The organism is Syntrophus buswellii (assembly GCF_046097065.1).
GTDB classification, from domain to species: domain Bacteria; phylum Desulfobacterota; class Syntrophia; order Syntrophales; family Syntrophaceae; genus Syntrophus; species Syntrophus buswellii.
Genome location: NZ_CP175563.1, coordinates 1,984,311 through 1,997,110, shown reverse-complemented (window position 1 = coordinate 1,997,110; position 12,800 = coordinate 1,984,311). Strand labels below are relative to the sequence as shown.

The 12,800-nt window shown below is 55.4% G+C and carries 11 protein-coding genes and 1 pseudogene; 5 read left to right on the top strand and 7 right to left on the bottom strand.

Annotation, left to right across the window (positions count from 1 at the left end):
* The first annotated feature begins 629 nt into the window (after positions 1 to 629).
* The 3 genes and pseudogenes from ACJ77P_RS09085 to ACJ77P_RS09075 all read left to right on the top strand — a co-directional run.
* On the top strand, positions 630 to 1,013 hold the full coding sequence (locus tag ACJ77P_RS09085) for a YtxH domain-containing protein (RefSeq protein ID WP_367358935.1): 384 nt from the start codon (positions 630 to 632) through the stop codon (positions 1,011 to 1,013).
* Positions 1,014 to 1,070: 57 nt separating this feature from the next.
* A complete protein-coding gene (locus ACJ77P_RS09080; RefSeq protein WP_367358936.1) occupies positions 1,071 to 1,445 on the top strand; it encodes a hypothetical protein in 375 nt (124 codons plus the stop codon).
* Between the two features lie 256 nt (positions 1,446 to 1,701).
* Positions 1,702 to 2,049: pseudogene (locus ACJ77P_RS09075) on the top strand (YajD family HNH nuclease); the annotation flags it as partial.
* A 180-nt stretch (positions 2,050 to 2,229) separates the two neighbouring features.
* Here the strand turns inward: ACJ77P_RS09075 and ACJ77P_RS09070 are convergent.
* From ACJ77P_RS09070 to ACJ77P_RS09050, 5 genes are all read right to left on the bottom strand, one after another.
* Positions 2,230 to 2,514, bottom strand: a complete 285-nt coding sequence (locus tag ACJ77P_RS09070; protein WP_367358937.1) for a hypothetical protein — start codon at positions 2,512 to 2,514, stop codon at positions 2,230 to 2,232.
* A gap of 33 nt (positions 2,515 to 2,547) precedes the next feature.
* Positions 2,548 to 4,614: an NAD(+) synthase gene (locus tag ACJ77P_RS09065; RefSeq protein ID WP_367358938.1), complete on the bottom strand. Its 2,067-nt coding sequence runs from the start codon at positions 4,612 to 4,614 to the stop codon at positions 2,548 to 2,550.
* 4 nt (positions 4,615 to 4,618) lie between these two features.
* The gene (gene folE2, locus ACJ77P_RS09060) at positions 4,619 to 5,386 is read right to left on the bottom strand and encodes a GTP cyclohydrolase FolE2 (RefSeq protein ID WP_367358939.1); all 768 of its coding nucleotides are present in this window, start codon (positions 5,384 to 5,386) and stop codon (positions 4,619 to 4,621) included.
* 232 nt (positions 5,387 to 5,618) lie between these two features.
* Positions 5,619 to 7,109, bottom strand: a complete 1,491-nt coding sequence (locus tag ACJ77P_RS09055; RefSeq protein ID WP_408998047.1) for a helicase HerA-like domain-containing protein — start codon at positions 7,107 to 7,109, stop codon at positions 5,619 to 5,621.
* Positions 7,110 to 7,267: 158 nt separating this feature from the next.
* A complete protein-coding gene (locus ACJ77P_RS09050) occupies positions 7,268 to 8,005 on the bottom strand; it encodes a class I SAM-dependent DNA methyltransferase (protein WP_408998046.1) in 738 nt (245 codons plus the stop codon).
* 406 nt (positions 8,006 to 8,411) lie between these two features.
* Here ACJ77P_RS09050 and ACJ77P_RS09045 point away from each other — a divergent pair, with 406 nt between their 5' ends.
* The gene (locus ACJ77P_RS09045) at positions 8,412 to 9,089 is read left to right on the top strand and encodes an ankyrin repeat domain-containing protein (RefSeq protein ID WP_408998045.1); all 678 of its coding nucleotides are present in this window, start codon (positions 8,412 to 8,414) and stop codon (positions 9,087 to 9,089) included.
* Positions 9,090 to 9,126: 37 nt separating this feature from the next.
* On the opposite strand, the gene ACJ77P_RS09040 is transcribed toward ACJ77P_RS09045, so the two are convergent.
* Positions 9,127 to 9,759: a hypothetical protein gene (locus tag ACJ77P_RS09040; RefSeq protein ID WP_408998044.1), complete on the bottom strand. Its 633-nt coding sequence runs from the start codon at positions 9,757 to 9,759 to the stop codon at positions 9,127 to 9,129.
* 419 nt (positions 9,760 to 10,178) lie between these two features.
* Between ACJ77P_RS09040 and ACJ77P_RS09035 the strand changes: the two genes are divergently transcribed.
* On the top strand, positions 10,179 to 10,394 hold the full coding sequence (locus ACJ77P_RS09035) for a hypothetical protein (protein ID WP_367358944.1): 216 nt from the start codon (positions 10,179 to 10,181) through the stop codon (positions 10,392 to 10,394).
* A 344-nt stretch (positions 10,395 to 10,738) separates the two neighbouring features.
* Here ACJ77P_RS09035 and ACJ77P_RS09030 read toward each other — a convergent pair whose 3' ends face one another.
* On the bottom strand, positions 10,739 to 12,382 hold the full coding sequence (locus tag ACJ77P_RS09030; RefSeq protein ID WP_408998043.1) for a mechanosensitive ion channel domain-containing protein: 1,644 nt from the start codon (positions 12,380 to 12,382) through the stop codon (positions 10,739 to 10,741).
* Positions 12,383 to 12,800 lie beyond the last annotated feature (418 nt).

The following is a 12,800-nucleotide window of genomic DNA, read 5'->3' as shown; positions in this document are numbered from 1 at the left end:
TATGGCGTGACCAATTTTAGTGAAAAGGAGGTGATATCGAAGATGAAGAGGATTTTATCCGTTCTGTTTTCAGTACTTTTCTTTGCGACGTTGTCCTTTGCAGTCGTAGGTTGCAAGAAGGCAGAGGAGCAGAAGCCTGCGGAAGAGGTGAAGAAGGAAGAACCTGCACCGGCCCCGGCAGCGCCTGCAGCGCCAGCACCGGCCCCTGAAGCAGCCAAGGCCCCTGAAGCAGCGCCTGCACCCGCACCGGCCCCTGAAGCGGCTCCCGCACCGGCCCCGGCAAAGTAATTTTATAAGAAGTCATGAAGTAAAAAACCAACCGGTTATTTGTCTTGATTCAAATATCCGGTTGGTTTTTTTGTTTTTTTTCAAAACGAAACGCCCCGCTTTTCCGCCGGCCCTGGTTGACCGCATTTACCGATCCGTCGGGAGATTCGGTCCCTCTCATGGATGAAGGCCGTTCTCTGTATTGAAATCATTTGTAAATTTATTTGATATGGACAACTGTTTCATGTTAGAAATATAAACAAGACCATCTAGGTGGTGGAGCCGGTTCCTGAAAAACACCTATGGCGGGAACCGTTGACAAAACAGAGCGGATTACGAAATGAGGGAAAGGAGGAAATGTCATGGTCGAGAGAAATAGTGATTTCATAACAGGACTGCTCATCGGGGGGCTGGCGGGTGTGCTCATTGGTATTCTCTATGCGCCGAAAAGCGGCCGTGAGACGAGGGATGATATCGGAAGGAAGACGGATGAGCTCATGGTGAAGGCTAAGGATGAGTACGATCAGGCCCTGGAAAAAAGCAGAAAAACCTATGAAACGGCCGTTAAGGCTATTGGAGAGATTCGGAAGAAGGCGGAGGAAAGGGTAGGGGAGGTTGAAAAAACCGCTGCCGAGCTGAAAGAGCGTGGAAAGGAATCCCTGGAGGAGGGTGCAGGCCGTTTTAAAAGGGCTGTTGATGCGGGGCTCGAGGCCTACCGCAGCGAGAAGGAAACACCGGCGGAATAACACAGGCTGTTGGGCTAGAAATGGAGCGGTTGCATGAATCAGGAGACCTTACTGTATGTGTTAGTCGGATTTCTGGTGCTGGCAGGGATATTGGTTCTGCCTTTGCTTTATCAGCTCTGGAGGACGGCTGAACAGCTGACTATCGCCCTTCGAACCTTGAATTCAAGGTTGCCGTTCATTTTAAAGAATGTCGAAGACATCACGGGGAATCTGAACGAGACAACGACGAATGTCAATGCCCGCGTTGCCGAAGTTTCTTCCGCACTTCAGAGGGTTCATGGTTTTTTAAGCTCCTTCCAGAGTGTAAATCACGTTGTGGGTTCGAAGCAGGGGAAGCCCCTCCGGTTCCTGAAAAATGCCCTTCCCGCCCTGAAAGGCGTCAAGACGTTCTTTCGCGTGTTAAACACCAGCACCAGGAATCCTGTGCAGTGAACAGCGGGCTCTGTTCCGCGGGAGCATATACAACGCCGGGACGGGGGGCCGCCGGGGGGCGGATCTTTTGAGGCGCCGGCACCGGGTCGACCAGGCCGGCTAAACGATGCGAAAGGGCAGGAGACGGGCGGGTATGCGTTTTTTTTCAGAAATGCCCGTCCGTCCCTGAACAGACGCTTCCTGTCAGGAAAGCTTCCATTCAGAAACATCATACCGTTAAAGAAGCTCAGGATCAGTCGGGTAGGGAGTACATTGCATGGCCAAGGTCACCTTCGGCAGTAAATGGGGGCGCGTACGTAGCAAAAGCAGCAGCGGCAAAGGAAGTCCCTCCAGACCGCCGGAAGATGTCGTTCGTGAATTGAAAAGAGAGGCGGACAGGCCGCCCGGTGAAGACTACCGCGAACGATCGCTGGCCCTCCATGGGCTCATCTGCGCGCGATGCGGAAGGGAATTCGATCAGGCGAACCGTCATCTGCTGACCGTCCATCACAAGGACGGAAATCATCACAACAACCCGCCCGATGGGAGCAACTGGGAGAATCTCTGCGCTTATTGCCATGAAGATGTTCACAGCAGAGAGCTCTTGGGAGAGTACCTCCAGGGAGGATCCGGGGAAAAGGAAACAAGCCTGGTTTATTCAAACGACAAAAACGCCAGGAAGGGGGATGCCGACCTCGGCACCTTTGGGCAGCAGCTCCTCAGTGCGATGGGAAAAAAACGAAAATCGTCACCCTGAAAAAAAAACGGGCGGCATCCCACAGGGGCATCGAAAAAGGAGATGGCGCTATCCCGTCCGGCGGGTGGTGGTCTTTTCCCCTACCGAAGTCCCGCAATAGATGCAGGTATAATCGTATATTTCCCCGCTGCTCAGGATAAGGAGAAGCCTTTTTCTGACCGGGACCGCCTGCCTGCAGCGGGGGCAATAGAGTTCCGTGGCCTCAAAATCCTGATAGGCATCTTCCTGCCTGCCGGTCCTGTTCGGGATCCTGTTGTGCATGGCGCTCACCGTGACGACGTTCTTCTGGCCCGTTGACGATTCTTCATTCGTGCAGCATGGCCGTGGGTGCATTCCGCCATCCTTTTCCCCAATCCGGAGCCGAGATCAATCGTCATGCTCTGGAATCCGCTCCGCGTTTTTCAGCCACACCGTTGCCTCGCTATCGCTCGGCGCCCTGTAATCCCCGCGGGGGGAAAGGGATCCTCCGGAGCCCACCTTCGGGCCGTTGGGAATGCAGGAGCGCTTGTACTGGCTCAGCTTGAAAAATCGAAGGAGGTAAATCTGAAGCCAGTGCTTGATCTCTGCGATTGAGTATTCATGCCTTTTTTCTTCCGGAAGATCGGGCCACAGCCCGGTTCTTTTATCCCTCCAGATGCAGTATGCCAGAAAGGCGATTTTGGTCGGCAGATAGCCAAAACGCGTCGTATAAAAAATGTTGAAATCCTGAAGTTCGTAGGGGCCGATGATCTCCTCCGTCTTCTGGGCCGGCTGCTGGTCTTCTTCGCCGGGAACGAGTTCCGGGCTGATTTCCGTCGCCAGGATGTCGAGAAGAACCTCGGAAGTTTCTGCCGAAAATTGATCCGACTGGGCCACCCACCGAATAAGATGCTGAATCAAGGTTTTTGGTAAACTCGCATTGACATTGTAGTGAGACATGTGGTCGCCGACGCCGTAGGTGCACCAGCCGAGGGCCAGTTCACTGAGGTCCCCCGTGCCGACCACTAGGGCATTCCTCATGTTGGCAATTCGAAAGAGATGGGAGGTCCGCTCACCCGCCTGAATATTTTCAAAGGTGATGTCGTAAAGCCGTTCTCCCTCGGCAAAAGGATGGCCGATGTCCTTAAGCATCTGTATGCAGCTGGGGCGGATGTCCAGTTCGTTGGCCTCCACGCCGAGCGCCTTCATCAGCCGGATTGAATTGGTGTAGGTTTTATCCGTCGTGGCAAATCCGGGCATGGTATAGGCCTTGATGGAAGAGCGCGGATAGGCGAGAAGATCCATCGTCTTGGCGGCCACGATGAGGGCTTGAGTCGAATCCAGCCCGCCGGAGATGCCGATCACGACGTTTTCTATTCCCGCGGATTCAAGGCGCTTGGCCAATCCCTGCACCTGGATGTTGTAGGCCTCGTAGCAGCGCTGATCCCGCTTTTCAGGGTCGGCCGGGATGTAGGGGAAGCGGGGATACTGCCTCTCCAGGAGGAGTTTTCCCTTGAGTGGGGCAACTTCAAAAGAGATCCGGCGGAATCTGCCGAGCATTTCCTTGTGCGCCCTGGCGTTCTGCCCAAAGCTGGTCAGGCGCATCCGGTCCTGCGCCAGCCGGCCGAGATCGATGTCTGCAAAAAGAATCTGAGGCTGGCGGGAGAAGCGATGCGATTCCGACAGAAGGTTGCCGTTTTCGTAGATCATGGCATGGCCGTCCCAGGCGAGGTCCGTTGTGGATTCACCGGGTCCGGCGGCGGCATAGAGATAAGCTGCAACACACCGGGCGGATTGATTGGACGCAAGGCTCTGGCGATACTCGGCTTTTCCGATCGTAATGTTGGACGCCGACAGGTTGGCGATCACCGTTGCACCCGCCATAGCCGCAAAACTGGACGGCGGAATGGGAACCCACACGTCTTCGCACAGTTCGATGAAAAATTTGAAATCCGGGATGTTCCTGACCTCAAAGACCAGGTCGGCGCCGAAAGGGATGTCCTTCTGATCGCCTAAATCAATGGCCGTGGAGATGGCCTGTTCCGCCGGGCTGAACTGTCGAACCTCGTAGAATTCACGATAATTGGGGAGGTAGGATTTTACGGCGATCCCGAGGATCCGCCCCTGGTAAAGAACAACCCCGCAGTTGTAAAGGCGGCAGTCCACCCGGATGGGAGCGCCGACCACGAGAATAAGGTTCAGAGAGGCCGTTTCGCGGGCGACCTTGAAGAGGGCTTCGTAAACGCTTTCCTGGAGGGTGTCCTGGTGGAAGAGGTCTTCATTGGAGTAAGCCGACAGGTTCAGTTCCGGAAACAGCGCGAAGATGGCCTTGCCGGCCGCCGCCTTCCCGGCCATTGAAATCGTCTCTTCCGCATTGAAACAGGTGTCGGCCACACGGACTTCGGGGATGCAGATCGCCGCCTTGATGAAGCCGTGGGAATAGAGGTTGAAGAAATCGATCGCTTGAGGCGGCATGGGGTTATTCTTTTTCCACATAGGCATAGGCGTTGTGATTGTGAATGCTTTCGAAATTTTCCGCTTCCACGCTGTACCAGGTCAGGTTTGTGTTGCCGTTTAGCCGTTCAGCGACGTTTCTGACGACATCTTCGACAAACATGGGGTTTTCATAGCCGTGCTCCGTAACATACTTTTCATCCACGCGTTTGAGCAGGGAATACACCTCTCCGCTGGCGGATGTCTCGACGAGCCTGATGAGATCCTCCAGCCAGAAAAACCTGCGAAACCGGACTTTCACCGTCACGAAGCTCCTTTGATTGTGAGCCCCCATGCTGCTGATTTCTTTGGAGCATGGACAGACGGTCGTCACGGGGACGACGATTCCCACGAGAAAGTCCTTCTGGCTCTCGGCGTTGCATCCGCTGAAGAGACATCGGTATTCCATCAGGCTTTTCGCTCCGGACACGGGGGCCGTCTTCTCGATGAAATAGGGGAACTCGATCTCCATGTGCGCCGATTCCGCGTGGAGCTTTTCCCTGACTTTTTCCAGGATCGTATGAAAAGTCCGGATGTTGATCTCTCCGCGAAATTCATTCAGAACTTCAATGAAGCGGCTCATGTGCGTCCCCTTGAAGGAATGGGGGAGGTTGACGTACATGTTGATGGACGCGTTGACGGGTTGGGTGCCCGCCTCCTTGTCCAGGACGATGATGGGGTACTTGATGCCCTTGACCCCGACCTTCTGGATATTGATTTTTCTGTGGTCCTTCTGACTTTGAATATCGATCATGACACATTCTTGCCGGGGATGTCGGGGCATTGCCCCGGAAATGGCATTTATCCCCATATGGCTGCATTTCGTTATGGGTTCATCTGTCGTGGATATACGGGAGAAGCCAGCACCTTAGAACAAATGATCGGATATTACAACGGGAAATCGAGCTCTTTTGCCCCGCCCTCTGTTGAAAAAAAAAAGCTTTGAACCCCGGGAATGACCCTGTTCGACCCATGTGTCCCTGACGTTATCGGCGGCGTGAACCTCCCAGTATGCCGCCCAGCACCCCGCGCAGGATCTGGCGGCCGATCTGGCTGCCGACGGTCCGGGCTGCCTGTTTGGCCAGTGTTTCCACCATGCCCTGGCGGCGCTTGGTGCCGAACAGAAAATCTCTGATCACCCCACCGCTTTCAGAAGACTCGTCGGCCTGAGCCTGGGCCGGCTCCGACACGGCTTCTTCCTTTTCCGCTGTTCGCTGTTTGAGGATTTCATAGGCAGACTCGCGGTTCACCGGTGAATCGTACTTGCCGCCAATCGGGCTGCGCGCCAACACGGCTGCCCGCTCCTCCGGGGTGGCAGCGCCTATCCGGCACCGCGGGGGGCAGATCATCGTCCTTTCAACCGGCATCGGCACGCCCTTCTCCTGGAGCGTCGAAACCAGGGCCTCGCCAACGCCCAATTGTGAGATCACCGCGACGATGTCCAGTTTCGGGTTCGCAACGAAGGTTTCCGCGGCGGTTTTCACGGCCTTCTGGTCACGGGGCGTATAAGCCCGCAGGGCATGCTGAATGCGGTTCCCGAGCTGGCCCAGAATTTCGTTGGGCACGTCATCGGGGAATTGCGAACAGAAGTAAACGCCCACGCCCCTGGAGCGGATGAGCCGAACGACCTGCTCCACCCGCTGGCGCAGCATCGGCGGCGCGTCGTCAAACAGGAGATGAGCCTCATCGAAGAAAAACACCAGCTTCGGCTTCTCAAGGTCGCCCACCTCGGGCAGGTTTTCGAAAAGCTCCGACAGCAGCCAGAGGAGGAAGCTTGCGTACAACCGAGGCTTGAGAATGAGCTTGTCTGCAGCCAGGATGTTGATGATGCCGCGGCCGCTGAGGTCGGTACGGAGCAGGTCGTTGAGATCCAGTGCGGGCTCGCCGAAGAAAAGTTCGCCCCCTTCCCGCTCCAGGGACAGAAGCGAGCGCTGAATGGCCGAGACGGACTGGGTGCTTACGAGGCCATATTGCGTCGATATCTCCTTTCGATTGTCTGCGACAAAGCCGAGCAGGGCACGCAGGTCGTCGAGGTCAAGCAGCAGGAGCCCACGGTCGTCCGCCAGCTTGAAGGCGATCTCAAGCATTCCGGCCTGGGTATCATTGAGTTCGAGGATCCGGCTTAACAGGTTCGGGCCGATTTCGCTGATCGTGGTGCGGACGGGATGGCCGGCCTTGCCGAATACGTCCCAGAACAGGACCGGGCTTCCTTCATGGGTGTAGCCCTCCATGCCGATCTGGGCCACGCGCTGACGGACCTTGTCATTGGCGGCACCCGCCAGCGCCAAGCCGGAGACATCGCCTTTGACGTCAGCCATAAACACGGGAACGCCCAGACGCGAGAAGCCTTCTGCCAGTACCTGGAGAGAAATGGTCTTTCCGGTGCCGGTGGCTCCCGCGACGAGGCCATGGCGGTTGCCGTACTCGGCGAGCAGGTAGACTGGCTTTTCGCCCTTGCCGATAAGTATCTGGTTCATGCATTACCTCCTCTTTAAAGGTGAGAATGAGATGATCCTGCCAGTGTGATGCCACGTTGTGCACTCGATGCAGAGCGGAGAACTTCGGCAATGTGCGCACCGGCAGGCGGAAAGATCGCCCGGGTTCTGCGAAGGCCTGCCCTCTGTTCTTCATCAGGTCATTGCTTGCGGACTTGACCGGCCACTCGCTTCCCGATATAAGCCCCCCCGCGCACGTCCTTTCCCGTGTAGACCTCCACGACGTTCAATCCGGCGTCGATCATGGCCGCTGCATATTCTTCCCGCGAAAAAAGGCCGATTTCCATGGATTGTTTATGGTAGGTTACGTCATTGTTGTTTCCAAGAAGATGGTGGAACGTAACCTCCACCATGTTTGGCTCCTTGAGGCGCACATGCTCCATGCGGGCGATTTTCAAATCCGGCCGGTCGGCGGCATCGACCACGATGAGGTCCCGGAAATCCTCCGCCGTGCTCCAGGGGGTGATCAGGGCAAGGCCTCCGGGCCGCAGGTGGGAGGCAATACGGTTCATGGCGGCGCGCAAATTCTCCACGGTTTTGACGAACCCAATGGATCCGTACAGGCAGACCACGGCGTCAAAATCCGTCTCCAATTCAAAATTGATCATGTCACCGAGATGGAATCCGACCTCGGGAAACTTTTTCCTGGCCAGATCAAGCATATCCTCGCTGAGATCCAGCCCGGAAACCGTATACTCGTCCCTGAAGTAGGGGATGTGACCTCCCGTGCCGCAGGCCAGCACGAGAAGATCTGCCCGCGGCGGAGCGCCATGCCTGGTCAGCAGATCTTTCACCCTGCCCGCTTCCGCCCCGTATTCCCGGTCGTTTACATACAAGGTGTCATAATAGGTGGAAATGATTTTAAAATCAGAATACATGGCGTTCCTTCCCGCCGGGTGGAACCCTCAACGCCTCCGGATTGAAGACCATACGCGTCCTGTTCCGTTTCCCTATTTTTCCGGCCGTTCGGATTTCCTCACAAAAACGTCCCTCGTGCGGGTCTGAGTATAGGAAAAGGGGGCCGTGTGTGTCAAGGGACTTCCCGGCGCAGGATGGGGTAAGCAAATGACAGTCGGTATGGAAATGAATTGTGGCAGCCGGGGGAGATATGGCCTGGCCGTCTTTTAGGGGATACCGTCACACAACATGTTACCCGGGAAAGGAACTGGTCATGTCTCTGATGAGGCAGGAAAAGAGATGTATTATTTTAAAATCCATCGTATCCGTGATATGAAAACAGGAGTGTTTTTCCATTCCATGCCAGTGGGTTTCACGAGGTGCCGTATGATTCTTTTCCCTGGAACAATCTGCCTGGTCCTGGTTGCGGCGGCCATGATGCTTCCTGTTTTATCATCTCCACACGCTGAAGGTGCAGGACACGTGGCCATTGGCAGCGGTGTGGACGCTTCGGCTCTTGAAGCCGGTCCAGCCCGGGTGACAGCGGATCAATTCCTTGAAGCTGTTCAGAATGGTTTTCTGGACAACGTGAAAGAATGCCTGGACCGGGGGATCGACATGAACGTGCGCAACGAAAAGGGCGAATCCGCCCTTCATCTGGTGAAAGATGCCGCTACGGCTGAATACCTGATTTCACGGGGCGCAGACGTCAACCTGCCCGACAGGCAGTCCGGCATGACGCCGCTGTTTTTCCAGGAGGTGCCGATTGCCCGTCTCCTGGTCGCAGCAGGCGCGAACGTGAATGCGCGAAGCCTGAAGGGAAACACGCCCCTTATCTGGTTCGCTTACAGTAGCTATCTGGAAGGCATTGAATACCTGCTGTCCGTCAACGCCGATCTTCATGCGGTCAATGATGACGGCAAGACGGTTCTGGATGTCGCCGAGGACTTTGGCAGCCCGGAATTGGTCGAATATTTACGTGAGGCAGGCGCGAAGAAGGGGAGCCAGAACAAGCCTTCCGAAATCCCGGAAGATGCCGGCCGGTCTCATGAGGGCAGGCCATAAACCAGGGGAGTGAATGCCGGCGTTGCCCGCGTTATTCTCAGTATTTGATTCCCTGCTGTGTTTGTTCCTCGGATTCAACTCCGAGCAATCCCCTTTGGCCACCCGTGTCGGGTGTCCTCTCCGGCGTTTTCGGGGGCTCTTCCGTCGTCCAGCGGTATCCGCAACACTGCGCCAGGAAAAGCCAGTTTCGCTGACGATCTTTCTGAAGCTGTGCCATTTTATTCTTGATCATCGGTTTCAAGGTCTGGGTGTTCTTCCTGACATGTTCCATCTGCTGTGCCACCTCTTGCCGGCTTTGAAAGGCGCGGCTCAAGACGCCTTCCGCCTCCTGATAGGTCAGCGGAATAAAGGCTGTCCCGTTTCTTGTGAATCTTCCACGGACCGGATAATTCAACCCACGGTAATAAAATGCTTTCATTGAACTTACCCGGCTGGCATACTGATTTGGGCTTTCCCCCTTCATCCTGGTGATCATGTACATCATCATAGTGCTGTTGTTGACCATGGGCTCCCAGCGATTGATGGTTTCATCAATCGCTTTATTCTCCTCTTTGGCCTGCTGGCACTTTTTTTCGCGCTCCTTGGCGTCCGTTGGGCAATAGATGGTGTCATCAGCCAGACAGGGGACAGCAAAACACACTAACAGAAGGAGGAGAAACATTTTTTTCATGTGCAATTCCCTTTCTTGAAACAAGAGATCGACCGAGTCGAGCACAGCTTGCGTGCGGCGAGCATCCGGTCGGCCAATGTAATATAGAAAGCGTGGATTTCTGTGTCAAGAAGTTTTGGCGCCACGACTTTATCCAGTCAACAAGTGAGCCGTGGGATAAGGGGCTTGCGGTTTTCGGATTCCTTCCTGTTGGAGTCAGGAGCCATCCCTTTGGCGAATAATTCCAGTTTTTAACTGGGATACAATCCGTAGTTGTCCAGTAGTGAAAAAGTTGCATCCTTCCTATATAGTCCCTGGAGAAAGATCCTTAAGGCCCTGCCGGACATGTGCACCTGTTCAACAAGGCCTGGGCCGGATTCAAATCCACTTTTGATTGGATTTTTTTACCAGAAACGGATCGGGGCAGAAAGGAAGGCCGTATGAAGGCAATTCAACCGCTGATGACTGAGTACGAAGATATCAAGGGCATATGTGATGTCCTGGGAACGGTGTATCAACAGTCGGAGGCCAGCGGAGACATGAAGAGAGATCACCTGGATGCAATTACGGAATACCTGAAGGTGTTTCTGGATAAATACCAGCAGCCGGGAATGTCGATGAATGACCGCACCGCAGCAGACAGGCTGCCTCACTGAGAAACCGCTTCCCGGTTCCGCCTCGCCGGCTTTGGCGGCGCTGCCGCTGCTCACCGTGTTGCCCTGCGGGAAGTGCTTATGCCTCCGTCATCAATCCTGCTCAGGCCATTTCGCTCTGGCCTCGCCTCGTTTCCCCGGCCGATCAGCCTGCCGCAAACCATGTTAAAATCCTTCATGAAAGGAGCCGAAAGGGTTGGCCGATACCCCCCCACTGCCACGTCGGGAAAAAGCCTCGTTTCTGCGGCTTTTTTCCTGCTCTTTCCGCAATGCCGTTGACTTCCCGTGGAAACGATCCCAGTTCAACATGGCCGGGTTTCCGGGGGCAGGGTCCATCGTGAAGCCCTTCAAGTTTCTGGAGGGATCTTAGCCGGCGGCGCATACCATTGCTCCCGCGGGACGACTTTGGGTTCCAGCGTGTCAGACCGGTAAGCAGGAGTCATGATCTGGACGCCGAACTCATTGAAGACGTCCAGGACCTGCCGATGCAGTTCCGTGTAGAGCCTGGTCATCTCCAGGGGATTATCGGTATAGACATTGAGTTCATAGAACACGGCAAAGTCTCCCAGCTCCTTCTGCAGAATAAACGGAGGAGGGGCTTTCAGCAATCCCGGGGTGCGATCTGCCACCATGAGCAGCATGGCCTCCACCTGTCTCCAGGGGGTTTCGTAACCGATCCCGACCGTGGTATGCAGGATCAGCCCCTGTGTGTGGGCAAGAGAACTGTAGTTCACCACATTGCCGTTGAGAATCTGCGAATTGGGAATGCTCACTTCTTCGTTCTTCAGGGTGCGCAGATGGGTGACCTGCAGACGTGTCAGCGTCACGTCCCCCGTCACGTCCCCGATCTTCACCCGGTCTCCGATTTTGAACGCCCGGCGGTAGGTCAACATGTAACCGGCAATGATGTTCGAAACCAGAGAGGTGGAGCCCAGCGAGAACACGACACCGAGGAAGATCGAAATTCCCTTGAAGGCGGCAGACCCGGAACCGGGGATGTAAGGATAGGCTACAATCAGGGCGAAGGTAACTAGAGCGAAGCGGATGATCTTGTAGGTTGAGGGCGCCCAGTCCGGATCGAACCCGGCAAGCGTGACTCGCTCCTTGGATAGGGCATCAAAGAAGAGGCGTAGAAGCCTCAGGACAAAACGAAAGAAATAATAAAGAATTACAAGGATAAGGAGATTGGGGATCGCATCCAAAAACGCTTTTCCCATCTGGGTCAGCGGGCCGGTGATGAGATCGAGAAGGCGGTTGGCAAGGCCGCGCGTCCAGGGGAAGAGGGCGAGAACAAAATCCAGGTAGGCAAAGAACGCTGCCAGAATAACGACGAGGCGGATGGCATAAAGCATCCCCTGAATGGCCAGCCAGATCTGCTCCGCTCGGACGACCTTGAAGGACTGAATCTCGAGAGAACGAATCCGGCTCTTGACACGCCGGTCGAGAAATTCGGTGAGTTGCCGGCCAACCCGAAGCAGAAGAAAAATTCCAAGCAGCAGAAGGACCGTGGCTGCCAGGGCATAGAGGCATCCCTGCAGCAGCACGTCACGGCTGCGCATGTAACGGTAGTCGTTGATTGCCTGGCGGATCCTCGTTAAATGAACCTTGGCGAGATAGCTGCGATTCAAATGCTCCAGGAGGGCGTCCGAATCGGTGATGTTCATCAGCAGCCGGTTGCCGGCGAAGAGAGTGGTGATGTTGTCGGATTCGACGGAGCGCAACATGTCACTGCGGATGGATGTGTCGGCGGCAGTGGCCTCGATGCGGTTTTTGATTGCCTGAGCGCGCTGTCCGGCAGGAAACGACGACGCCCCGCGCACACGAAACAGCACCTCGCCGTCAATCTCGACCGGAGCCGTGACGGGTTCAGCTTCCGAAGCAGCGACATCGGCCATGCCTCTTCCATCAACGGCGGCGTCTGCAAAAAAAGCCGAAATCGCAAACAGGAGCAATAGGACCGGCAGAACGACGATCGTGCGGATCATTGCCATTCCCTCCCTATCGGGCGATATGATGCTTCATGCTTTCAGATAGCGATATTATAGCAAATGACGGCTCATTGATGAAATTGTTAAAAGGATCGTTCCGGCGTTTTTTAATGAACCGACCACAGGGGCCTGTCGCCTCGGGGAGGGGGTTGCATCCGTACCGTCTGACGTTTACCGTAACTCACAGCCCTTGAGCGGACCCTGCGGATGGTGCAGCCGACGGACCGCTTACCCGAAAACAGGCTTCAGACGGAAATGAAAGGATCAGGAGGCTGGTAATGTTCCTGCCGTCTCACAGCTCCCCGGCTCCAGAGAGACTCGGCCGTTGCTGAGCAGAAAGCGACGAGGAAGGACAATGGAGAGAAGATGGACCGGTTCATGGGCGAGGTGCTGTTGGCCATGACAATCTGTTGATCCTTGT

Excerpts from the sequence above, each read along its gene's own strand:
- ACJ77P_RS09085 (WP_367358935.1), top strand. The coding sequence starts at position 630 with ATGGTCGAGAGAAATAGTGATTTCATAACAGGACTGCTCATCGGGGGG.
- ACJ77P_RS09070 (WP_367358937.1), bottom strand. The coding sequence starts at position 2,514 with ATGCACCCACGGCCATGCTGCACGAATGAAGAATCGTCAACGGGCCAG.
- ACJ77P_RS09065 (WP_367358938.1), bottom strand. The coding sequence starts at position 4,614 with ATGCCGCCTCAAGCGATCGATTTCTTCAACCTCTATTCCCACGGCTTC.
- folE2 (WP_367358939.1), bottom strand. The coding sequence starts at position 5,386 with ATGATCGATATTCAAAGTCAGAAGGACCACAGAAAAATCAATATCCAG.
- ACJ77P_RS09055 (WP_408998047.1), bottom strand. The coding sequence starts at position 7,109 with ATGAACCAGATACTTATCGGCAAGGGCGAAAAGCCAGTCTACCTGCTC.
- ACJ77P_RS09050 (WP_408998046.1), bottom strand. The coding sequence starts at position 8,005 with ATGTATTCTGATTTTAAAATCATTTCCACCTATTATGACACCTTGTAT.
- ACJ77P_RS09045 (WP_408998045.1), top strand. The coding sequence starts at position 8,412 with ATGATTCTTTTCCCTGGAACAATCTGCCTGGTCCTGGTTGCGGCGGCC.
- ACJ77P_RS09040 (WP_408998044.1), bottom strand. The coding sequence starts at position 9,759 with ATGAAAAAAATGTTTCTCCTCCTTCTGTTAGTGTGTTTTGCTGTCCCC.
- ACJ77P_RS09035 (WP_367358944.1), top strand. The coding sequence starts at position 10,179 with ATGAAGGCAATTCAACCGCTGATGACTGAGTACGAAGATATCAAGGGC.
- ACJ77P_RS09030 (WP_408998043.1), bottom strand. The coding sequence starts at position 12,382 with ATGGCAATGATCCGCACGATCGTCGTTCTGCCGGTCCTATTGCTCCTG.